The following is a 21126-nucleotide window of genomic DNA, read 5'->3' on the forward strand; positions in this document are numbered from 1 at the left end:
TTGCTGCCGTGGCGTTTAACACGGAAGCCCTTGCCACGGAACGCGACATTGGCATGACGGGGGGCGACGAAAGTCGCATGTCCCCAGACATCAGGCTCAGGCTGCGGAAATCGCGCCCTTGAGCTGGTCCCGGACCTGTCCCGCAATGGCGCGATAGATCGCCGCATGCGCGCCACCAGGTTCGCTGTCCACGACGGGATTGCCGGCATCGGACGTGGCGCGAATCGCCATGTGCAGCGGGATCTCGCCGAGGAACGGTACCCCGAGCTTCTCGGCCTCGTGGCGCGCGCCGCCATGGCCGAAGATGTCGGATTTCGTGCCGCAATGCGGGCACTGGAAATAGCTCATGTTCTCGACGATGCCGAGCACGGGCACGTTGACCTTCTTGAACATGGCCAGCCCACGCCGCGCGTCGATCAGCGACAGGTCCTGCGGGGTCGAGACGATCACGGCGCCCTTCAGCGGCACGTTCTGCGCCAGCGTGAGCTGCGCATCGCCCGTGCCCGGCGGCATGTCGACGACGAGCACGTCGAGCGTGCCCCATGCGACATCGCGCAGCATCTGCGTCACCGCCGACATCACCATCGGCCCGCGCCAGATCATCGCGGTCTCTTCCTCGACCAGGAAGCCGATCGACATGATGGCGAGGCCGAAGCGCCGCAGCGGAATCATCTTGCGCTCGCCATTCAGCTCCGGCTTCTCGTGCAGGCCGGTCAGCCGCGGCACCGAGGGGCCGTAGATGTCGGCGTCGAGCAGCCCGACCTTGAGGCCAAGGTCGCGCAAGCCGAGCGCCAGATTGAGGGCGGTGGTCGACTTGCCGACGCCGCCCTTGCCCGAGGCGACCGCGATTACGGCGGCGACGCCCGGAATTTCCGACTGCCGCGCCATCGGCGATTGGGCGCCGCCCTGTGGCGGCGGCTTGTGGGCGTGCAGCGGTTGCACGCCTGGTGTGCCACGGCCCGGCTGCGGGGGTGGCGGCGGCGTGCTGCCAGGCTTGCGCTCGGCTGTGAGGGCGACCATGACGGTGGTGACGTCGGGAATCGCGCGCACGGCGGCCTCGGCCTCGGCCCGAACGGATTCCCAGGCCCGCGCCTCGGCGGCATCGACGTTGATCGAGAAGAACACCTTGCCATCGGACGCGCTGATCGCGCTCAGCACATTGGCATTGGTGAGCGCGACCCCGCGGGGCGACTTGATCTTGGCGAGGCTGTCGAGGACCTGTTGCTGCGTCACGCTCAAAGCGCATCTCCTGGAAGTTCAAGATGCCCCATTAGAGCGGAAACGGCCAAAAGGCTACTGCTACCGCCTGCCGATATCGTCAGCCATCTCCTTGGGCGCGGTCCCCTGCTCCAGGGCCGCCTCGTAATTGAGCTCGATCATGACCCCGTTGGGGTCATGGACGAAGATCTGCCAGAGCTCGCCGCCGGGCACCTGGCGGGAGTCGAATTTCATGCCTTTGGAAGCCAGCCGCTGCTTCATGCCGTCGAAGCCCCGGCTGACGAAGGCGACGTGGTGGACCACGCCGGAATCCGGCTTTTGCGGCTCGGAGGTCGGGGAAATATCGACGAGGTGCACGACCGGCTTGCCCTCGCTGTACATCCAGGCCCCCGGGAAGGCGAAATTCGGTCGGGGTCCTTTTTCGAGGCCCAGCACATCCTCGTAGAAGCGTACCGTGTCGGCCAGATGCCGGGTCCGAATATTGAAATGATCGAGGACGCCAACGCTCACGCTGCCCATGCCTTTGCTCCCTTTTTTTATGCAGGTCCTTGAGGCCCGTCATCCTAGCACAGGAGGCCGCCAAACGAAGCCGTTGCCCTCCGCCCCTAACGGTTTATGGTGCGCCCGTTCCCCCTCAGGCGGAACCTTAGGGATCCTCGGCTGGCGCCCCTCGCCCGGCTGCAACCGTAAAACTCGAGCTACGGACACACATATGGCTAAAGTCGCTTTCCTCGGTCTCGGCGTGATGGGTTTCCCCATGGCCGGACACCTCGTGAAAAAAGGAGGCCATGAGGTCACCGTCTACAACCGCACCGCGGCCAAGGCGAAGGAGTGGGCGGACAAGTTCGGCGGCAAGACGGCGCCGACCCCGAAGGCTGCCGCCGAGGGCCAGGATTTCGTGATGTGCTGCGTCGGCAATGACAACGATCTGCGCGCCGTCACGATCGGCCCCGACGGCGCATTCGCCGGCATGAAGAAGGGCGCGACCTTCGTCGATCACACCACCGCCTCAGCAGAAGTCGCGCGCGAGCTCGACGCGGCGGCGACCAAGGCCGGCTTCAAGTTCATCGACGCGCCCGTCTCCGGCGGTCAGGCCGGCGCCGAGAACGGCGTGCTGACGGTGATGTGCGGCGGCGCGCAGGATGCCTATGCCGGCGCCGAGCCGATCATCACGGGCGCGTATGCACGGATGTGCAAGCTGCTCGGGCCCGCCGGAAGCGGCCAGCTGACCAAGATGGTCAACCAGATCTGCATCGCCGGCCTCGTGCAGGGCCTCTCGGAAGGTATCCACTTCGCCAAGAAGAGCGGCCTCGACGTCGCGGCCGTGATCGAGACCATCTCCAAGGGCGCGGCGCAGTCCTGGCAGATGGAGAACCGCTACAAGACCATGAACGAGGGCAAGTACGATTTCGGCTTCGCGGTCGAATGGATGCGCAAGGATCTCTCGATCGCGCTCGCCGAAGCCCGCCGCAACGGCGCCAGCCTGCCGGTCACCGCGCTGGTCGACCAGTTCTATGCCGAGGTCGAGAAGATGGGCGGCAAGCGCTGGGATACGTCGAGCCTGCTCGCGCGCCTCAATCGCTGACCTGATACTGCCTTGCTGACCGCGATCGCAGCAATCTTCGTCGTGACCTATGCGGCGATCGCGCTCGAGCATCCCCTCGGGATCAGCAAGACCGCGACCGCGCTTCTCGGCGCGGGTCTGCTCTGGACCATCTACGCGGTCACGATCAGGGATCACGCGCTGGTCAGTCATCAGCTCGACGAGTCCGTCGCGGCCACCGCGCAGATCGTGTTCTTCCTGATCGGAGCGATGACGATCGTCGAGGTGGTCGACGCCCATGACGGCTTCGAGGTCATCACCTCCCGCATCAACACGACGAGCCAGGTCACGTTGGTATGGGTGGTCGGCTTCGTGTCCTTTGTCCTCAGCGCGATCCTGGACAATCTGACGACCACCATCGTCATGATCTCGCTCATCCAGCGCCTGATCGCCCGGCGCGACGACCGCTTGCTATTCGCCTCCCTCATCGTCATCGCGGCGAATGCCGGCGGCGCATGGACCGTGATCGGCGACGTCACCACCACCATGCTGTGGATCGGCGGCCAGATCACGCCGTTGAAGATCATGCGCGCGCTGTTCCTGCCCTCGCTGGTTAACCTGCTCGTGCCGCTCACCTTCATCAGCCTGTCGCTCAGGGGCAAGACCATCGCGGCACCGCAATCGGAGGATGGAGTGCTCGCCGTTGACCGGTTCGAACGTAACCTGATGTTCTATCTCGGGCTCGGCGTGCTGATTGCGGTGCCGGCCTTCAAGACGCTCACGCATCTGCCTCCCTTCATGGGCGTGCTGATCGGCCTCGGTATCGTCTGGCTGGTCGGCGAGGTCCTTCACCGCAACAAGGATGAGCACGTGCGCCAGCCCCTCTCGCTCGGGCATGCGCTGACCCGGATCGACATGGGCTCGATTGTGTTCTTCACGGGCATTCTGCTCGCGGTCGCCTGCCTCGAACACGCCGGCCTCCTGACGATGCTGGCCAGATGGCTGGAGGCGACGATCGGCCGCCAGGACGTCATCGTCGTGGTGCTTGGCCTGTTCAGCGCGATCATCGACAACGTGCCGCTGGTCGCGGCGACCATGGGCATGTACGACCTCGGCCACTACCCGACGGACAGCTTCCTTTGGGAGTTCATCGCCTATTGCGCCGGCACCGGTGGCTCGATCCTGATCATCGGCTCGGCGGCGGGCGTGGCCGCGATGGGGCTGGAGCGGATCGAGTTCCTCTGGTACGCCCGACGCATCGCGGGCGCGGCGCTTGCGGGCTATCTGGCTGGCGCCGTGGTCTATGTCGCGCAGCATGCGTGGCTGCACTGAGCGGCGGCCCGACCCAAATTAATGCCCCGTTAACGTAATTCTTTAGCTCCTTAAGTCACCTCTTAAGGATTTCTTGCCAGAGATAGACAATGCAGAAGGCGCGCGTCCGACGCGGGCAGGAATCGTTGTTGCTTGATGAGTAACCCCGCTGAAAAGCCTGAGGTAGTGCAGCTTCCGGCCGCGCCGGTCGGCGCTCCATCAGCGAGCAGCCGAAGGGCTGCGTCGCAGCGGGTCCGCGAGGCACGCGACAAGTTAACGTCGACCAGCGGAACCCGGCCGGCCTTCGACGCCGAGCTGCTGCGCCAATATGCCCAGACGCGGCTATCGGCATCCTATGTCGTGATGCTGCTGGTGGTCGCGACCGGTGTGCTGTTCGGACTGTGGATGCAGCCGATCCCCGCCGCCGCCTGGACCGCCGGCATGATCTGCCTTCACGCGGCGATGATCCGCAGCTGCCGCCGCTTCCTGGCAGAGCCGGCCTCGCCGGCGGCAACGCGCGCCTGGCGGACACGTTTCGTCGTGCTCGACCTGCTCTATGGCCTGTGCTGGATGGCGATCCTGATCCATCCCGTGCTCGACATGGTCACGGAAACGCTGATGATGTTCCTGATGCTGCTGGTGATCGCAGTGTCGAGCATGCTTGCCGCCAATCTGCCGATCGCAGCCCTCGCCGCCACCGCGCCTGTTGCGGTCGCAATGGCGCTGAGCTTTGCGATGACCGGCTCGCTGGACAATTACATCCTGGCCGCGCTCGCGCTCGCGGCCGAAGGCTATTTCGCGTTGCTGGCGCATCGTCTTCACTCATCGACCTTCGCGACGCTGGAGGCGCGGGCCGAGAAGGACGCGTTGATCGGCGAGCTCGAACAGGCCAAGGCGATCTCGGACGAAGCGCGGCACCGCGCCGAATCCGCCAACGTGGCGAAATCGCGCTTCCTGGCGCAGATGAGCCATGAGCTGCGCACGCCGCTCAACGCCATCCTCGGCTTCTCCGAGGTGATGAAAAGCGAGATCTTTGGTGCGCATGCGGTGCCGGTCTACAAGGAATATTCCGCCGACATCCACAATTCGGGCGTGCATCTGCTCAACCTCATCAACGAGATCCTCGATCTGTCGCGGATCGAGGCCGGCCGCTACGAATTGAACGAGGAAGCGGTGTCGCTGGTCGGCATCGTCGCCGACTGCCATCATCTCATGAAACTGCGCGCCTCGAGCCGAGGCATCACCATCCACGAAGTGTTCGAGCAGGCGATGCCGCGGCTCTGGGCCGACGAGCGCGCGATCCGCCAGGTCGTGCTCAATCTGCTTTCGAACTCGATCAAGTTCACCCCGCAGGGCGGCGAGATCTGGCTGAAGGCCGGCTGGACCGCCTCGGGAGGCCAGTACCTCTCGGTCAGGGATTCCGGCTCCGGCATCCCCGAGGACGAGATCCCGGTCGTGCTCGCCTCGTTCGGCCAGGGCTCCAACTCGATCAAATCGGCCGAACAGGGCGCGGGCCTCGGCCTGCCCATCGCCAAAAACCTGATCGATCTGCATGGCGGCACCTTCACGCTGAAGTCGAAACTGCGCATCGGCACCGAGGTGATTGTCACCTTCCCGCCGGAGCGCGTGATGAGCGCGCTGGCGCCGCTGTCGGAGGATTCGCCGCCACTGCAGCCGGACAACTCCACCGTTGCCGACGAGAGGCGCCGGCCGCGCCACAGACCGATTATGAGCGCAGGCACGGGCTCGTAAAACACATGCTTGCCGACATGCCCGATATTCCTTCACTATGTCCGTATGAGCAAAGAAACTCCGTGCGTCGCCGTCTGCATGATCGATCCCAAAACCAAGCTGTGCTTCGGCTGCGGCCGGACCTTGCCGGAGATCGCGCGCTGGCACGCCATGGAGAGCGTCGAACGGCTCGCCGTCATGGCGCTGTTGCCGGCGCGCATGGCGGACGCCGGCCTTTTGCCGATCGCGGGATTGCCGAAACGCGCCTGACCGGCGTCCGGGCCATCGGAGGCGTGCGATGATCCGCCTCCTGCTCGTTCTCATCCTGCTGGCAGGAACCGCGGGCGCTGTCGTCGCGTATGGCGATCCCGACCAGATCGCGCGCGCAAGCCACACGGTCTCACACATTTTCCGCGCGCAGACCGCGATGCCCGCCCCCGCCGTGCAGATCCAGCGCGGTCAGGGTGGAGAATTTGCGCTGCGCGCCAAGATCAACGGCGTCGCCGCGCCGATGGTGATCGACACCGGCGCCACCTCCGTGGTGCTGACCTGGGAGACCGCAAAGGCGATCGGCCTGCCACTCGAGATGCTCGAATACGACGTCGACCTCGAAACGGCCGGCGGCCACACCAAGGCAGCCCGGCTGACGCTCGATCGTCTCGCCGTCGGCCATCTCGTCGAGAAATCGGTGCCGGCCCTCGTCGTGCAGCGCGGGCAGATGAAGACCAATTTGCTCGGCATGAGCTTCCTCGATCGCCTCGAGAGCTGGGGCGTGCGCTCCGACACGCTGATGCTCACGGGCTATCCGGAACTGCAAAGTAGCCATCGCCGCGCCCGCACGGCAGTGGATTGAGGACCTAGGCTGCCGCCTCCGCCGGCGCGCGTGCCCCAACACGCGCGATCGCATCGCGCAGCACATCAACCCCAGCTCCCGGCCTGACGCCTTGTTCGGCAAGATGGCGACGGAAGGCCCGCGCGCCGGGCACTGCGTGGAAGGCGCCGACGAAATGCCGCGTGATGGCGTGCAGGCGCGTACCGCGCGCGAGCTGCGTCTCGATATAAGGCATCATCGCCTCGAACGCGTCCTGCATCGTCGCACGCGGCGCAACTTCGCCGAAGATGTCGCTATCGACGGCGAGCAGCCGCCACGGCTCCTGATAGGCGGCCCGGCCGAGCATGACGCCATCGACATGCGCAAGATGCGCTTTCGCCTCCTCGATACCGAGAACGCCGCCATTGATGATGACAGGCACATCCGGCATCGCGCGCTTGAGCCGATAGACACGATCATAATCGAGCGGCGGGATGTCGCGGTTTTCCTTCGGCGACAGACCGTTCAGCCACGCTTTTCGCGCATGCACGATCAGCGCGTCGCTGCCTGCAGCCACGACGGCGCGCGCCAGCGTATCCAGCGCGACTTCCGGATCCTGGTCATCGATGCCGATGCGGCACTTTACCGTAACGGGAACGGAGACCGCGCCCTTCATCGCGTCGACACATCTCGCGACGAGATCCGGCTCCGCCATCAGGCAGGCACCGAAGCGACCATCCTTTACGCGGTCGGACGGACAGCCGACATTGAGATTGATCTCGTCATAGCCGAACTGTTCGCCGATCCGCGCAGCTTTCGCGAGCTCACCAGGATCCGATCCGCCAAGCTGAAGCGCTACCGGGTGCTCCACCGCGTCAAAGCCGAGCAGCCGCTCCCGATCGCCATGAATGATGGCGCCGGTGGTCAGCATCTCCGTGTACAGCAACGCCCGCCGAGTCAGATGGCGGTGGAACACCCGGCAATGCCGGTCGGTCCAATCCATCATTGGAGCCACGGAAAAGAGATAGCTTTGCGATTTCAAAAACTTACACCCCACTCCAATCGGCTGGGCCATTAAAAGCGGGCATTCGCCGCTGGCCATTTGAAGCGCGCATATCCTTTGCCTGAACGCACTTCCGGTTCAACTGGAATAAAGAGGCCGCGATCTGTTCCATCAGCGGCCGGATCGTCAGATCGCGGCGATGTCCAGCTTCGAGCCGTCGACCAAACGCGAGAGCCGGAACGGTGTGGGATCGACGCAAGGCGTGTCGTTAACCACAAGCTCTGCGGCCAGATAGCCGAGCCCCGGGCCCAAACCGAAGCCGTGACCCGAGCAGCCCGCTGCGAGGACGAGGCCCTGCACCCCGTCCACCTGCGACACCACAGGAACTGCATCCGGCGTGCAATCGACGAAGCCGCCCCACGCGCTATTGATCTTGATTTCGCCGAGTTGGGGGAAGGTTTTCCGGACACTCTCCACCACTTGGCTCACCAGCCATTTCAAGGGCGCAGGATCCAGCACGCGATTCCGCTCGAAGATCCTGTTGTCGTTGGTCAGCAGCGCCGCCATTGAATCCGGCCCCGAAACGAACGATTGGCCGACGCCGAGCCTGACGTTCTTCAGGCGACGCATGAACTGCGGCATGAATTCCCGGCTATACCGGATAGCCTGAGGCGTGATTTCGAGGTTCGCCTTGCCGCTGATCGCAAGCGTATAGCTGCCGTCCAGGCGGCGCGTGATCGTGCAGTAGGGAGTGGAGACCGCCTCGCCTATGTTGATTGTCGGGGTAGAGCGCAGCGCGGTCTGACGGATGCTCGCTTGAGGGAAACTGATCCCGAGCGGCCGAAGCAGGCGCGAGGACCAGGCGCCGGCCGCGCACAGCACCGCGCTGGTTCTGATATAGCCCTTCTCCGTCTGCACGCCCACGATCCTGCCATTGGCCAAGTCGAGCGCCCGCGCGGCGCATCCCTGGTGGATTGTGGCGCCCAGAGTTCTGGCCCCCTCGGCGATACCAGGTGCGGCAAGCGCAGGTTCGGCCTTGCCGTCCCGAGCCGAATAGGTGCCGCCGACCCATTTGTCGCGCGCTTCGGGGACGCGCTCGGCCACCTCCGCCCGGCTCAGCACGCGGGTGTCGACGTCGTACTCCCTGGCGACCTCGCGCCACCTTTCCCAGCCGGCGAGCACGGCCTCGTCGTGGGTCGCATAGACGAGACCGCAGCGTCGAAATCCGAGATCCCGATTGATATCGCGCGTGAGCTCGTCCCACAGCCGCATGGAGATCACCGAGAGCGGCAATTCGCGGCGATCGCGGTTCTGCTGGCGGCACCAACCCCAGTTTCGGCTCGATTGTTCACAGGCGACGTGGCCCTTCTCGAGGAGCGCCACGGAGAGGCCGCGCTTCGCCAGGTAATAGGCGGCCGTAGAGCCGAGGATGCCGCCGCCGACAATGACGACGTCGGCCTCGGCTGGGAGACGCTCATCGCTGTGAATGCGCGCGACTTGGGGCGACATGTTTCAACGAACCTCGGCTGCCGGGAATGCGGAAGCAAAATCCCGATCTGCCTTCATCGCATCAGGCGCGCGATAGAATGTGCTGAAATCATCTCGGACTTCGCAAGATGTACGGATTTTTGACCGCTTGATCGAACGATGCTGCTCAAGCCCCGGCCGAGTCCCAATTCGGCGAAGGGCGGCGCGACATGCTCGTCCGTTGGATCGCGCATGTAGCCCTCGGAAATTCCCCCGATCTCAATCGATTGCCCCGGTAGATCGCTCGCCTTCATCGATAAAATCCGAGGACGGCCTTGGTCTCCAGATACTCCTCCATGCCCTCAACGCCGTATTCCCGGCCGTTGCCGGAGCGCTTGTAGCCGCCGAAAGGTGCGTTGGGGTCCCAGTCGGGATAGTTGAGATGGACTTGGCCCGAACGGATCTGCCCGGCGACGGTCCGCACCCTCTCCATGTCAGTGCCCTGCACATGGGCGCCGAGGCCGTAGACGGTGTCGTTGGCGATCGCGATCGCTTCGTCCACCGAGTCGTAGGGAATGATCGCCAGCACCGGGCCGAAGATCTCCTCCTGCGCGATCCTCATGTCGCGATGGACGTCCGAGAAGATGGTCGGTCGCGCATACAAGCCGGTCTGAAGGTCCTCAGGCCGCCCCGGCCCGCCTATGACGAGCCTGGCGCCTTCCTTCAGACCGATATCGATCATGGTCTGCACGCGCTCGAACTGCGGCCGGTTAGCAATCGGACCATGAGTCGTGCTTTCCACAAGGGGATCGCCCACAACCAGTTCTGAAGCAGCCGCGGCCGCCAAGGTCTCGACCCCTTCCATGTGTGAGCGAGGCACGAGCATGCGGGTCGGTGCGCTGCAGGATTGACCGAGATTGCGGAAGGCGGCGCCGACGCCGAGCGGAACAACGCGGCTGAGATCGGCGTCCGGCAAGATGATATTCGGCGACTTGCCGCCGAGCTCCTGGGCAACGCGCTTGACGGTGGGCGCTGCCGCTTGCGCGACGAGAACGCCAGCGCGCGTCGAGCCGGTAATCGAGATCATGTCCACCTGCGGATGCGACGCCAGACGAGCGCCCACGATCGGACCTGTTCCATTGACGAGGTTGAAGACGCCGGGCGGACAACCGGCATCGTCCATCACCTCGGCGAACAGCAAGGCGCTCAGGGGCGACAATTCGCTCGGCTTCAACACCACCGTGCAACCGGCCGCGAGCGCGGGGCCGACCTTGGCTGTGATCTGGTAGAGAGGCCAATTCCAGGGGGTGATGAGACCGCAGACCCCAATCGCCTCTCGCATGATCGCGGTGCTGCCGCGTGGGGTCACGAACGGATAGTTCGCGAGATTGTCGCGTGCGACACGGATATGTTCGGCGGCCAGCGGCACCTGGGCTCGGCGCGCATAGGTGATGGCAGCTCCCATCTCGCACGTCAGCGCCTGCGCGAACAGTTCCAGCCGCTCAAGGAGCAAGGCGTGAATCCGGTCGAGCAGCGCCGCCCTGTCAGTAGGCGGTGTCATGGACCAGCCGGCGAAGGCTCGCCTGGCGGCTGCGATGGCGCAGTCCACGTCATCGTCATCGCCGAGCGCGACGTCAGCGATCGGCTGCTCCGTCGCCGGATTGACGACGGTTGCTGCTGCCGCGACTGATCCGATCGGATTCCGCCATTCTCCGTCGATGTAGAATTTTCCGAGGAAGCCGGCTTCCGTCAGATGTCGAAGGGGCGAGGTCATTGGAAGCGATCCTTTCGACGGCCTACCAGCCGCGCATCCGGGGCCATCGCGCTTCGATCGCGTCGCTGCCGGCGGAGACGACGTTGTACAATTCGTGTTGCGAGGCCGTTGCGCAGGCATGGTTGGGAAGGATGCGGACCTTCGCGCCGATCGAAAGGTCAGGTAAAGACTGCGCTGACCCGGGCCTGATGGCGAGGATGCCGTGCTCCTGGCTCGCTTGCGAAACGATCAGGTCGGGATAAATCTTGCCGGCCACATCGCAGACCAGACCGTAGCCCTGGTCGACCCGCTGTGCCGCGGTGCGCGGTCGCGTGACAGCGCCATCCAGCCTGCATCGACCAAAATCCAGCCCTTCTCGGGCTTCGTGCCGATCACGGTGGCGAGCACCGAGATGGCGATGTCGTCGGTGGTGCAGACGCCGACGCCGTGCATGACCAGATCGAAGAACATGTAGACGCCGCAGCGCATTTCCGTGACGCCGGTCAGGTCTTCGGCGAAATGGGCGGTGGGCGTGGAGCCGACGCTCACGACAGGGCATTCATGCCCCGCCGCGCGCAATGTCGTTGCGGCGGCGACGGCCACGGCCCTTTCGTTCTCCGCAGCCGCGACAAGGGCCGCGGGCCTGCTGAGGCCGTAGGATTCGCCGGCATGGGTGAGAATGCCGGCGATCTTGACGCCAGCCTCGGCGAGCGCCGCCGCGACGGCGATGAGCTTGGAATCGGTCGCCGTCAGCCCGCCGCGGTGACCGTCGCAGTCGATCTCGATGAAGGCGGATGGTGTCACACCGGCTGCGCGACCGGTCGCGCCAAGCATGGCCGCCTGCTCCGGCGAATCGAGCAGCACCTTGAGGTCGACGCCTGCTTTCCGCAGGCGCATTGCTCTGTCGGCGGTGTGAGGAGAAAGTCCCACGGCATAGGTGATATCCCGGAATCCATGCTGCGCGAAATACTCCGCCTCCGCCAAGGTTGAGACGGTGATTGGTCCCGCCCCCGATGGATAGACGCGTTGGGCGACGTCAATGGATTTCGCCGTCTTCATATGGGGACGCAGCACGACGCCTTGCCCTGCCATACGAGAGGACAGGCGCACGAGATTGCGGTCCAGGCGGTCCTTGTCGAGCAGGAGAGCCGGTGTTGCCAACGCACCGACCGTTGCGACCGTCTCGCCCGGACCGGCATCTGGGATATCAGTTCTGTCCTCGACGCGCAGCATCCCGATGTCCCCTATCCGAATGACTGGTTGGCGAGCCCGAACATGCGGGCCGGTCCAGTCCATGGAGCCGGTGTCCCCAGCACCATGGTGGTGGCATCACTGACCCGTTGCAGCCCGATGCTATCGAGCCATTCCCCGAGTTGCGAGGAGGCCGGAGTATCGATCCGGACGAAGACAGGGCCGAGCCGCGCAATCGCGGATTCGATCAGCGCGCGTGCATCGGTCGGGCTTTCGGCCACCACGGGGCCGATGACGTGCCCGCGGCCGAAAAGACGAGAGATGGCGTAGCCGCAAAGTATGCCGTCACGCAGCAGGACATAACAGTCACCACTATCGAACAGCCGATTCAGCAACTGCCGCCGCTCCAACCCCGTAGCAATGCGGTCGAGCCGCGCGATCGCTCCGAACTCCGATGCGGCCATCGGCCTGAGGAGGCCAGGTCGCGGCGTCTCGTGGCTTGGGCGTGGAATTCCCTGATGCTGATGGATGATCCCGGTCGGCACAAAGCCGCGGCGGCGATAAAGCGTGACGCCTTCGGCGGTCGAGTTCAGCGAGATGATCCGCGGCCGCGCGGACGTCAGCAACGCATCCATCAGCCGCGCCCCATAGCCGCGGCCCTGAGCGGCCTTCGCGACGATGATCATGCCGGCGGACGCATGCGTCTCCCCGTACGGCCACCACGCCGCGGTGCCGATCACCGTCCCACCGCGCTGCAGAACAAAGCCATAGCCCAACTGCAGCGCAACGTCCCAATCCTCGATCCGGTAGGGCCAGGACATCTCCTGCGAGAGCTTCAGCGCGCCTTCCAGATGCGATCTGGAGAAAGGAAGCAGGGCCACGTCCGCATTGTCGCGACCTTCGGCCTGGTAAGCTGCGGTTGTCATATTGAGTCGACGTCTCTTGCGGGGTTTGCCGGCCTCATCGCCAATGCCTGATAGCGCGAGGCCACCTCATGATCCCCGCGCAGTTCGCAGCGTAACTTGGGTCCGACGGCATTACGCCGCCGGGCTGGCGCAAAGTTCGGCATAGAATTTCATTGATGATGCGGCAACAGGATCAATCTGCTGGCATCGGCGGTGAGGCGTCCCACCAATAGGGCGTCGCCTTCTCGTCAACTCTCGGCGCGTGCATGGCGTTTGCGTCTCGTATGATCAGCGTGGCTCGGCTCGACGTATCAAATGTGGTCGTCTCGAACGTCGAGGGCATCTCGCAGACCGTCGCCGATGAAGTTGAAGCTCGTCACCGCAATCGTAATTGCGGCACCGGGAATGATCGCGAGCCATGGAGCGCTCGCCAGATATTGCTGGGCGCCGTTGAGCATGTTGCCCCAGCTCGGCAGCGGCGGCTGGATGCCGTAGCCGAGGAAGCTGATATAGGCTTCCAGCAGAATCGCGCGGGCGACCGCCAGGCTTGCGGCCACGATGATGGGACCCATGGCGTTGGGCAAGATCTCGCGGAACATGATATGCTTCCCGCTGAGCCCCACCATGCGTGCAGCCTGGACAAACTCGCGCTCGCGCAGCGAACGGACTTCGGCCTCGACGATCCTGGCAGTTTCCATCCAGCTCGTGACGGCAATGATGACGGTGATCATGACGGGACTCGGCCGCAGCGTCGCGGCCAGCGCCAGGACGAGGAAGATCGAGGGATAGGACAGGAAGCCGTCCACGGTACGCATCAGCGCCACCCCGACCCAGCCACCGCGATAGCCGGCCGTCACGCCCACCAAGGTGCCGATCAGCGTTGACAGCAACATCGCGGAGAAACCAACCAGCAGCGAGATGCGCCCGGCCATCAAGAGCCGTGCGGCCAGGTCACGTCCCAAGGGGTCGGTGCCCAAATAGTGCTGACCGCTGAGAGGTGGAGCAAAGCGCGCGCGCAGGTCGATCTGGAGGGTATCGTAAGGCAAGGTATAGGGACCGAGGACGCACGCCAGCACGAGCAGGCTGATCATCGCGATCCCAACGAGCGCCAGATGATGACGCGTGAAGCGGGACACCGCACGGCTGTGCCACCAGCGAGTCGGAGTAGCGGGCGCGGCGATGACGGTCATATCTGCTGCCTCCTGTTATCAGGCGTCACGCCGCGGCCTCAGCCCAGGCGAATGCGCGGGTCGACGGTGGCGATGATGATGTCTGCGATCAGGTTGCCCAACACGACCAGGATGGCCGAGAATATCAACAGCCCCATCACGACGGGATAGTCGCTGTAACCGAGACTATCGAGAAACAGCCGACCCATTCCCGGCCACGTAAAGACCGTCTCGGTGACCAATGCGCCGGTCAGGATGCTGGGCAGCTGCATCCCTGCCAGCGTGATCATCGGCAGCAATGCATTGCCGACGACATGCTTCAGCAGGATGCGGCGTTCGCTGACGCCCTTGGCGCGCGCCGTCTTGACGAAATCCTGGCTCAGTGCATCCAGTGTCGCCGTGCGCATGTAGCGGCTCCAGATCGCGACGTGAACGAGCGACAGCACCAGGCTCGGCAGAATCAGGTGGTGCAGATAGTCCAGCACCGAGCCGTCGCCGATCGTGTACATGTTGCCTGCAGGAACCCACCCGAGCTTCAGGGTGAAGATGTAGATGCCAATGAGGCCGAACCAGAAAGTCGGAACCGACAGGGCGACCATGGCGCCGACGGTCGCGCAGTAGTCAAACAGGGAATAGCGGTGAGTGGCGCCGCGGATTCCGACCCAGGCGCCGAGCGCGATCGCAAATGCGGTGGACGTGCCCATGAGCAGCAGCGTCGCCAGCAGGTGCCGACCAATCACCGCCAGCACCGAAGAGCCGTCGCGGAATGAGTGTCCCCAATCGCCCTGGAGCAGCCGCCAGGCCCAATCGAGATACTGAATCCATAGCGGTCGGTTTAGCCCGAGCTGCGCCGCGAGCCGCTCCACATCCTTCTGCGTCATGCCCGGATCGAGCCCGAACTGCGCGAGAGGACCGCCTGGCATGAGGTTGAGAACGGTGAAGCCGATGATCGAGACGATCACCAGCAGCACGATGCTCTGCGAGAGACGATTGAGCAGGAACCCGGACATTCGAGTCACCATGTTGGCGTTGCAGCATCACTCCAGCGCCGATCTCGGCCACAGGGCCTCGGCCGGCAGCACATCAGCTTGCCCAATACCAAGCCAGCGCGTTCCACGATTCCGTGCGCGTATTGCCGTTCGGCACGAAGCCGTTGATCCCTTTCTTGAGGCCTTCGACCGCATTGCTCTGGTACAACGGAAGGAAGGGCAGGTCGCGACGGACCAGTTCCTGGACGCGAGCGTAGATCGCGCGCCGGGCTTCAGGATCGAAGGTGCGCGCGCCCTTGTCGAGCAGCGCATCGACCTCCGGATTCGCATACTGCGCATTATTCGAGCCGCGGCCGCCCTTCGCGGCGATCGACCGCGAGTGCAAGCGATTGGTTACGTCGGGGTCTGCGCCGATCAAGTAGGTGCTGCCGACGATGACGGAATCGAATTTTGATTGCCCCCAGAACTCGCCCCACATCACGGCGGCGGGCAGGTTCGATATCTTCATCTCGACCCCCAGCTGAGCAAACGTCTGCTGCAGGTACTGCTGCACCTGTTCGCGCAAGGGATCGCCGGACGTGGTCGAATTGGTAAAGGACAGACGAACGCCGTTCTTGGTGCGAATGCCGTCGCCTCCCGGCGCCCAGCCGGCTTGATCGAGGATCTTGCGCGCGCGATTGAGATCGAACTGGTGCAGCGGCAGATTGGCGTTGAAGAAGAAGGACTGCCGCGGCATGAAGGTCTCTGTCGGGGCCGGCACTCCATAGTAGAGCCCCTGGATGATGGCCTCCTTGTCGATCGCCGCGTAAAGCGCCTCGCGGACCGCAAGCTCCTTGAACTGCGGCCGCTCGAGGTTCAGGTAGAAGGACTCGAATGAGGTCCTCGGGACAAGGGTCACGACGCGGTTCGGCAGCGTTTTGGCTTCCCCGTAGTGATCAGGTGTGATGTAGGGCTGCCCCACCAGATCGATGTCGCCGCTCTTGAATTGGGTGTAGAGGACGGTGAGATCGGGAATGTATTTGAAGACCAGCCTCTCGATGTGAGGGCCTTCACCGAAATAGTCGGGGTTAGCCACAAGCTCGAGATGATCGCCGGCGACGCGCTGTCCCCACTTGAACGGACCGGTGCCGACCGGGGCCTGGTTAAAGGCGGCGTTGTTCGGATTGGCCTCCGCCCCGAGAATGTGCTTGGGGACGATGAAGGTCTCGGTCAGGAACGACAAATACGGCGCAAAGGCCTCTTCCATTCGCCACGAGATCTCCGTCGGTGAGATCACGGTGATGTCGCGCACGAGAGCATGTCCGGCGGTACGCCAGGCCCGGAAGTCGGGATTCGTGATCAGCTCGAGCGTGAACTTCACGTCCTCGGCACCGAAAGGCCTGCCATCGTGCCAGCGAACGTCGTCACGCAGACGAATGCGCCACTGGAGACCGTCCTGCGAGATGCCCCCATTCTTCTGGTCCGGCACTTCCACCGCAAGGTTGGGCTGAATGGCGCCTTGAGGATCGATGCGGAAGAGCGCGTCGAAAACCGAGAAATGCACGCCGTCATCGACTTCGATGTGGGCCATCAGCGGATTGAATACGGTCGGCTCTTGTCCGAGCCCGACGATCACGCGGCCGCTCGGCTTTGCCGCAGAGCTACGAGCGAAGGCGGGCTCGCCAAGGAGGTTCGGCGTGATGAAGGCAGCAGCTCCGCCGAACGCCACCATTCGCAGGGCATCGCGCCGCGAGTAGTTCGATGTATCCGCAGACCGCTTGATCATAACGACTCTCCTTGCTTGGGGTTCTCGACGTAGCCTTCATGTTGGGGCATGCTTCCGGGCTGCTCGCCCGGGATCGCCGCCACCAGCTCTCGCGTGTAACCGGATTTCGGGGCGAGAAAGATCTGGGACGGCGGACCGCGTTCCACGATTTGTCCTCGATGCATGACGGCGATTTCGTCGCAGATCTGGCTGGCGACGCGCAGATCATGCGTGATGAAGATCATCGAGACGCCCGTCTCGCGCTGAATCTGGTCCAGCAGTTTCAGGATCTGGGCCTGGATCGATACGTCGAGCGCAGAGACCGCTTCGTCGGCAATCAGCAGCTTTGGCTTGAACATCAGCGCCCGGGCGATGCCGATGCGTTGGCGCTGCCCGCCGGAGAACTCGTGTGGATAGCGGTCGAAGGCTCCTGAATCGAGGCCGACATGGGTCAGAAGCTCCCGCGCCCGCTCGTCGGCTTCACTGTAGCGCATCCCATGCGCGACGGGACCAACTGTCAGAATTTGCCCGACCGTCGATCGCGGATTGAGCGAAGCAAAAGGATCCTGGAAGATCATCTGGATTTTTGGCCGCAACGGCCGAAACTTGGCTTCAGAAAGCCCAGCCAGGTCGCGGCCCTCGAACCGAATCGAGCCGCTGTCGCTCTCCATAAGCTTGATCAGCAGCCGGCCGAGCGACGATTTCCCCGAGCCGCTTTCGCCGACGACGCCCAGCGTGCGCCCCGACGAGAGATCGAAAGTGACGCCATTGACCGCGGGCACGATGCGCTGCGTACGGAAAAGTGCGCTGCCGCTACGATAGGTCTTTACGAGGCTTTCAACCTTCAGGATGGGTTCCCTGTCGGCAGCGTCCAAGGCAACACGGTCCTTACCGGTCAGGTGCGGCACGGCCGCGATCAGGCGCCGCGTATAGAGGTGGCTGGGCGACTTCAGGACTTGCGCGGCACCGCCCTGCTCCACGCAATGGCCTTTCTCCATCACCACGACGTAATCGGCGATCTCGGCCACGACGCCGAAATCGTGGGTGATGAACATGACGCTCATCCCCTTGCGGCGCTGTATGTCGCGGATCAATTGCAGGATCTGCGCCTGGGTCGTGACATCAAGTGCGGTGGTCGGCTCGTCCGCAATCAGGATCGCAGGCTCGAGGGCCAGAGCCATGGCGATCATGACCCGCTGCCGCTGTCCGCCCGAAAGCCGGAAGGGATATTGGTGATACATGAGTTGCGGGTCGGGCAAACCCACTTCAATCAACAGGTCGATGGCCCGGCTGCGACGGGACGCCGGCGTGCCGACATCGTGCGCGGCCATCACCTCCTCGATCTGCGCACCCACGGTCATCAGCGGGTTGAGCGCCGAGAGAGGGTCTTGAAAGATCATCGACACGACGCGGCCGCGCAGGCTGCGAAGCTTGTCGGCCGAGAGGCCTACGATATTCATCCCATCCAGGCGGATCTCACCCGAGGAGACCCGGATCGCCTTCGGGAGAAGACCCATGATCGCGTTGGCGGTGACCGACTTGCCCGATCCGGATTCTCCGATGATACAGAGAATCTGTCCGCGTTTCAGATCGAAAGAGATGTTCTCGACGGCGTAGGCCCGCTCCATTCCTTCCGGCAGACTCACGGTCAGCTCGCGCACCGACAGCGCGACATCGACGGGGCTTGCCGCCTGGATGCCAGAGGCCATGCGAGCATCCTCCTCTTTCAAGCCAGTGCCGTCATCTTGCTGCGGCCGGCGCCTTCGGCTCCTTGCGCCTCCACGCTCCTGGGACAAGTCAATAATTCGCCGCTCAACTTGCCATTCCTTCGTTGGAGGCTGCGACATGATTCAGGCCTCTTCGCGCAAGAAGCAAGAGCAGATGCCCAGAACGCAGCGCCACCCAATTTGGCCAACTCGATCGAAGCGAAGCTCAGATGGCATCCGCGTCACGACTTGATCACTTCCGAAGGCCTGCTCCTGGACAAGGCTCATGCAAGTTGCCTCTATGGACCTCGACCCATCGATCGGTTGGTTCTGCCGATCTTGACGATTTCGATCACCCCGGAGTCGCCGAAAGCCGGCGTCGAAGCAGCAGGAACTTCTGAAAACGAAGTCTGATTTGGCATTTCAGTCTGCGCGGCCAAGCCCGCTGTGGCGCCCTGCCAAGAGAGCGCGCGATGGATTGCAGGGTCACCCGCATCGGCCTCGTCCTGCAAACTGCGGCGCATGCAAAGAATTGTCGCAATAATTGCCTGTGTCAAAGGCAGCAAACCGCAGGATATTCGGTCCCATGACCAAAGTCCGCCGGGCCTGCCGCAACTCCTCGGTTACGCTACGGCAACCACTGGAGATCACCGTCCGATGAGCGCACCGCTCCTGCATATCGAATCCAGTCCGTCCTTGCCTCGTGAGGCAGACGTCGTGGTCATCGGCGGCGGCGTGGTGGGCGTATTCACGAGCTACTATCTCGCCCGTCGCGGCCTCAAGGTCGCTCTGCTTGAAAAGGGCCGCGTCGCCGCCGAACAATCAAGCCGCAACTGGGGATGGTGCCGCCAGCAGAACCGCGACGCTCGCGAGCTGCCGCTTGCAACCAAGAGCCTCGCGCTCTGGGAGCGAGTTGCCGAGGAGACGGGTGAGGATATCGGTTTTCGCTGTTGCGGTCTGCTGTACTTGTCGAACGACGAAAATGAGCTGGCCGGCTGGGCCAAGTGGCGCGACTTCGCCAGGACCGTCGGCGTTACGACGCACATGTTGAGCGCCGAGGAGGCGAACGCGAGAGGCAAGATGACCGGTCGCAAGTGGAAAGGAGGCGTATTCTCGCCAACCGATGGGACGGCGGACACCTCAAAGGCCGTGCCCATCGCGGCGCGTGCGATCATGGCGGCGGGCGGCACCGTGCACCAGCATTGCGCGGCGCGCGGCATAGAGCTCACTGCCGGCCGGGTCAGCGGAGTGGTGACCGAAGCCGGCACGATCCGGACGAAAACGGTGGTCATGGCAGGAGGCGCGTGGGCGTCTTCGTTTTGCAACCAGCTTGGTATTCGCTTTCCGCAGGCATCCGTGCGCTCTTCCATTCTCGCCCTGGCTCCCGGCGCGGCCGGGCTGCCTGATGCCCTGTACGCCGGGCTGGTATCGGCCACGCGACGCGGCAATGGCGGATACACGCTGGCAATCAGCGGGCGTGCGCGGGTCGATCCGACGCCGCAGCAGTTCAGGTTCGGCCGCGAATTCCTGCCCATGTTCGCGCGCCGGTGGCGAAGTCTCAGCCCCGGGGCTTTCGAGGGCCTGAGGCAGGGCCATGAATCCCTGGCGAAATGGCGTCTCGATGCGGTGACCCCGATGGAGCTGAACCGGACGCTCGATCCGCGCCCTGACATGAGGCAGATTCGGCTGACGCACCGAAGAGCCTGCAGGCTCGTGCCGGAACTCCGGCACGTCGCGATCTCGAACGTCTGGGCCGGCTACATCGACAGCACGCCGGACGGCATTCCCGCAATCGGTGAAGTTGAATCGATTCCAGGTTTCATTCTTGCGGCGGGGTTCAGCGGCCACGGTTTTGGAATTGGCCCAGGCGCGGGGCATATGATCGCCGACATCATCACGGGCAGTCCTCCCATTGTCGATCCGCGCCCCTACAGGCCGGAGCGGCTGAAAATGAGCGCCTGGGGCAAGGTCAGCGAGTTCTAAAGGCAGTTTCCACCGTCCGGTGGGAAAACACGCTGGTTGATGTTATGACAATATGTATGACGCAGAAGTCTCAGATCCTTGACGCCGTTGTCGCCCCCATTTCATGGCATTGCGATGAAGCTTGATAAGATCGACATCAGGATTTTATGCGAACTGCAGAAGAACGGGCGGATTTCCAACGTCGAGCTCGCAGAGCTGATCAACCTTTCTCCGAGCCCGTGCCTGATGCGCGTGAAGAGGCTCCAGACGGAAGGTTTCATCACCGGCTATTCCGCCCAGATTGACGTTTCCAAGCTCGGCCAAACTCTGACTGTCTTCGCCGAAATCACCCTCAAGAATCATCGTCAGATCGATTTCGCGCGCTTTCTCACGACGATCGAGAAGATCGATTCCGTGGTCGAGTGCCATCTCGTTTCGGGCGGATACGACTATCTCGTCAAATTCATCACGGCCGGGATCAGCGAGTACCAGGCGGTCATGGAACGCCTGGTCGAGATGGATATCGGCATCGACAAATATTTCAGTTTCGTCGTGCTGAAATCGCCGATCGTGAAGTCCCATTTGCCGCTCGAAAGCATCTTCAATAGCTGACAAGCAGGCGC

At 63.6% G+C, this 21126-nt stretch carries 19 protein-coding genes and 1 pseudogene; 7 read left to right on the forward strand and 13 right to left on the reverse strand.

Annotated elements, in window-relative coordinates; all coding sequences use genetic code 11:
* Positions 1-96: 96 nt before the first annotated feature.
* Together AOQ71_RS38640 and AOQ71_RS38645 are read right to left on the reverse strand one after the other, a co-directional pair.
* A complete protein-coding gene (locus AOQ71_RS38640; protein ID WP_057758484.1) occupies positions 97-1239 on the reverse strand; it encodes an Mrp/NBP35 family ATP-binding protein in 1143 nt (380 codons plus the stop codon).
* Positions 1240-1299: 60 nt separating this feature from the next.
* The gene (locus tag AOQ71_RS38645; RefSeq protein WP_057758485.1) at positions 1300-1737 is read right to left on the reverse strand and encodes a VOC family protein; all 438 of its coding nucleotides are present in this window, start codon (positions 1735-1737) and stop codon (positions 1300-1302) included.
* Between the two features lie 133 nt (positions 1738-1870).
* Here AOQ71_RS38645 and AOQ71_RS38650 point away from each other — a divergent pair, with 133 nt between their 5' ends.
* The 5 genes from AOQ71_RS38650 (at position 1871) to AOQ71_RS38670 (ending at position 6656) form a co-directional block, all read left to right on the forward strand.
* Positions 1871-2803 (forward strand): NAD(P)-dependent oxidoreductase, encoded by a 933-nt coding sequence (locus tag AOQ71_RS38650; RefSeq protein WP_283809636.1) that lies wholly within the window; start codon positions 1871-1873, stop codon positions 2801-2803.
* Between the two features lie 12 nt (positions 2804-2815).
* On the forward strand, positions 2816-4093 hold the full coding sequence (gene nhaD, locus AOQ71_RS38655) for a sodium:proton antiporter NhaD (RefSeq protein WP_057758489.1): 1278 nt from the start codon (positions 2816-2818) through the stop codon (positions 4091-4093).
* A gap of 135 nt (positions 4094-4228) precedes the next feature.
* Positions 4229-5824 (forward strand): sensor histidine kinase, encoded by a 1596-nt coding sequence (locus AOQ71_RS38660; RefSeq protein ID WP_057758491.1) that lies wholly within the window; start codon positions 4229-4231, stop codon positions 5822-5824.
* A gap of 45 nt (positions 5825-5869) precedes the next feature.
* A complete protein-coding gene (locus AOQ71_RS38665) occupies positions 5870-6073 on the forward strand; it encodes a DUF1289 domain-containing protein (RefSeq protein WP_057758492.1) in 204 nt (67 codons plus the stop codon).
* 28 nt (positions 6074-6101) lie between these two features.
* Positions 6102-6656: a TIGR02281 family clan AA aspartic protease gene (locus AOQ71_RS38670; protein WP_057758494.1), complete on the forward strand. Its 555-nt coding sequence runs from the start codon at positions 6102-6104 to the stop codon at positions 6654-6656.
* Positions 6657-6660: 4 nt separating this feature from the next.
* On the opposite strand, the gene dusA is transcribed toward AOQ71_RS38670, so the two are convergent.
* The 11 genes and pseudogenes from dusA to AOQ71_RS46750 all read right to left on the reverse strand — a co-directional run bounded on the left by dusA (position 6661) and on the right by AOQ71_RS46750 (position 19065).
* Positions 6661-7689, reverse strand: a complete 1029-nt coding sequence (gene dusA / locus AOQ71_RS38675; RefSeq protein WP_083514792.1) for a tRNA dihydrouridine(20/20a) synthase DusA — start codon at positions 7687-7689, stop codon at positions 6661-6663.
* A 114-nt stretch (positions 7690-7803) separates the two neighbouring features.
* A complete protein-coding gene (locus AOQ71_RS38680) occupies positions 7804-9126 on the reverse strand; it encodes an NAD(P)/FAD-dependent oxidoreductase (RefSeq protein WP_057758496.1) in 1323 nt (440 codons plus the stop codon).
* 53 nt (positions 9127-9179) lie between these two features.
* Complete coding sequence (locus AOQ71_RS38685) at positions 9180-9398, reverse strand: hypothetical protein (protein WP_057758498.1); 219 nt, start codon at positions 9396-9398, stop codon at positions 9180-9182.
* Positions 9395-10858 (reverse strand): aldehyde dehydrogenase family protein, encoded by a 1464-nt coding sequence (locus AOQ71_RS38690; protein ID WP_057758500.1) that lies wholly within the window; start codon positions 10856-10858, stop codon positions 9395-9397. Before AOQ71_RS38690 ends, AOQ71_RS38685 begins: the two co-directional genes overlap by 4 nt.
* Before the next feature lie 22 nt (positions 10859-10880).
* Positions 10881-12070 (reverse strand): annotated as a pseudogene (locus AOQ71_RS38695) (alanine racemase).
* 11 nt (positions 12071-12081) lie between these two features.
* Positions 12082-12954 (reverse strand): GNAT family N-acetyltransferase, encoded by an 873-nt coding sequence (locus AOQ71_RS38700; RefSeq protein ID WP_057758502.1) that lies wholly within the window; start codon positions 12952-12954, stop codon positions 12082-12084.
* A 290-nt stretch (positions 12955-13244) separates the two neighbouring features.
* Positions 13245-14123: an ABC transporter permease gene (locus tag AOQ71_RS38705; protein ID WP_057758505.1), complete on the reverse strand. Its 879-nt coding sequence runs from the start codon at positions 14121-14123 to the stop codon at positions 13245-13247.
* A 38-nt stretch (positions 14124-14161) separates the two neighbouring features.
* Positions 14162-15112, reverse strand: a complete 951-nt coding sequence (locus AOQ71_RS38710; protein WP_057758507.1) for an ABC transporter permease — start codon at positions 15110-15112, stop codon at positions 14162-14164.
* A gap of 73 nt (positions 15113-15185) precedes the next feature.
* The gene (locus AOQ71_RS38715) at positions 15186-16856 is read right to left on the reverse strand and encodes a peptide ABC transporter substrate-binding protein (protein WP_057758509.1); all 1671 of its coding nucleotides are present in this window, start codon (positions 16854-16856) and stop codon (positions 15186-15188) included.
* Positions 16853-18544, reverse strand: a complete 1692-nt coding sequence (locus AOQ71_RS38720) for an ABC transporter ATP-binding protein (protein ID WP_057758510.1) — start codon at positions 18542-18544, stop codon at positions 16853-16855. Before AOQ71_RS38720 ends, AOQ71_RS38715 begins: the two co-directional genes overlap by 4 nt.
* Positions 18545-18840: 296 nt before the next feature.
* Positions 18841-19065 (reverse strand): hypothetical protein, encoded by a 225-nt coding sequence (locus tag AOQ71_RS46750; RefSeq protein WP_205668303.1) that lies wholly within the window; start codon positions 19063-19065, stop codon positions 18841-18843.
* A gap of 133 nt (positions 19066-19198) precedes the next feature.
* Here AOQ71_RS46750 and AOQ71_RS38730 point away from each other — a divergent pair, with 133 nt between their 5' ends.
* Positions 19199-20524 (forward strand): NAD(P)/FAD-dependent oxidoreductase, encoded by a 1326-nt coding sequence (locus AOQ71_RS38730; RefSeq protein ID WP_057758514.1) that lies wholly within the window; start codon positions 19199-19201, stop codon positions 20522-20524.
* 114 nt (positions 20525-20638) lie between these two features.
* Entirely contained in the window at positions 20639-21115 is a 477-nt protein-coding gene (locus AOQ71_RS38735) for an Lrp/AsnC family transcriptional regulator (RefSeq protein WP_057758516.1), read from the forward strand.
* The last annotated feature ends 11 nt before the right edge of the window (positions 21116-21126 follow it).

Origin of the sequence: Bradyrhizobium manausense, from assembly GCF_001440035.1 — a bacterium.
Taxonomy (GTDB): Bacteria; Pseudomonadota; Alphaproteobacteria; order Rhizobiales; family Xanthobacteraceae; genus Bradyrhizobium; species Bradyrhizobium manausense.

Excerpts from the sequence above, each read along its gene's own strand:
- AOQ71_RS38645 (WP_057758485.1), bottom strand. The coding sequence starts at position 1,737 with ATGGGCAGCGTGAGCGTTGGCGTCCTCGATCATTTCAATATTCGGACC.
- AOQ71_RS38660 (WP_057758491.1), top strand. The coding sequence starts at position 4,229 with ATGAGTAACCCCGCTGAAAAGCCTGAGGTAGTGCAGCTTCCGGCCGCG.
- AOQ71_RS38665 (WP_057758492.1), top strand. The coding sequence starts at position 5,870 with ATGAGCAAAGAAACTCCGTGCGTCGCCGTCTGCATGATCGATCCCAAA.
- AOQ71_RS38670 (WP_057758494.1), top strand. The coding sequence starts at position 6,102 with ATGATCCGCCTCCTGCTCGTTCTCATCCTGCTGGCAGGAACCGCGGGC.
- dusA (WP_083514792.1), bottom strand. The coding sequence starts at position 7,689 with ATGGCCCAGCCGATTGGAGTGGGGTGTAAGTTTTTGAAATCGCAAAGC.
- AOQ71_RS38680 (WP_057758496.1), bottom strand. The coding sequence starts at position 9,126 with ATGTCGCCCCAAGTCGCGCGCATTCACAGCGATGAGCGTCTCCCAGCC.
- AOQ71_RS38685 (WP_057758498.1), bottom strand. The coding sequence starts at position 9,398 with ATGAAGGCGAGCGATCTACCGGGGCAATCGATTGAGATCGGGGGAATT.
- AOQ71_RS38690 (WP_057758500.1), bottom strand. The coding sequence starts at position 10,858 with ATGACCTCGCCCCTTCGACATCTGACGGAAGCCGGCTTCCTCGGAAAA.
- AOQ71_RS38700 (WP_057758502.1), bottom strand. The coding sequence starts at position 12,954 with ATGACAACCGCAGCTTACCAGGCCGAAGGTCGCGACAATGCGGACGTG.
- AOQ71_RS38705 (WP_057758505.1), bottom strand. The coding sequence starts at position 14,123 with ATGACCGTCATCGCCGCGCCCGCTACTCCGACTCGCTGGTGGCACAGC.
- AOQ71_RS38710 (WP_057758507.1), bottom strand. The coding sequence starts at position 15,112 with ATGTCCGGGTTCCTGCTCAATCGTCTCTCGCAGAGCATCGTGCTGCTG.
- AOQ71_RS38715 (WP_057758509.1), bottom strand. The coding sequence starts at position 16,856 with ATGATCAAGCGGTCTGCGGATACATCGAACTACTCGCGGCGCGATGCC.
- AOQ71_RS38720 (WP_057758510.1), bottom strand. The coding sequence starts at position 18,544 with ATGGCCTCTGGCATCCAGGCGGCAAGCCCCGTCGATGTCGCGCTGTCG.
- AOQ71_RS46750 (WP_205668303.1), bottom strand. The coding sequence starts at position 19,065 with ATGCGCCGCAGTTTGCAGGACGAGGCCGATGCGGGTGACCCTGCAATC.
- AOQ71_RS38730 (WP_057758514.1), top strand. The coding sequence starts at position 19,199 with ATGAGCGCACCGCTCCTGCATATCGAATCCAGTCCGTCCTTGCCTCGT.
- AOQ71_RS38735 (WP_057758516.1), top strand. The coding sequence starts at position 20,639 with ATGAAGCTTGATAAGATCGACATCAGGATTTTATGCGAACTGCAGAAG.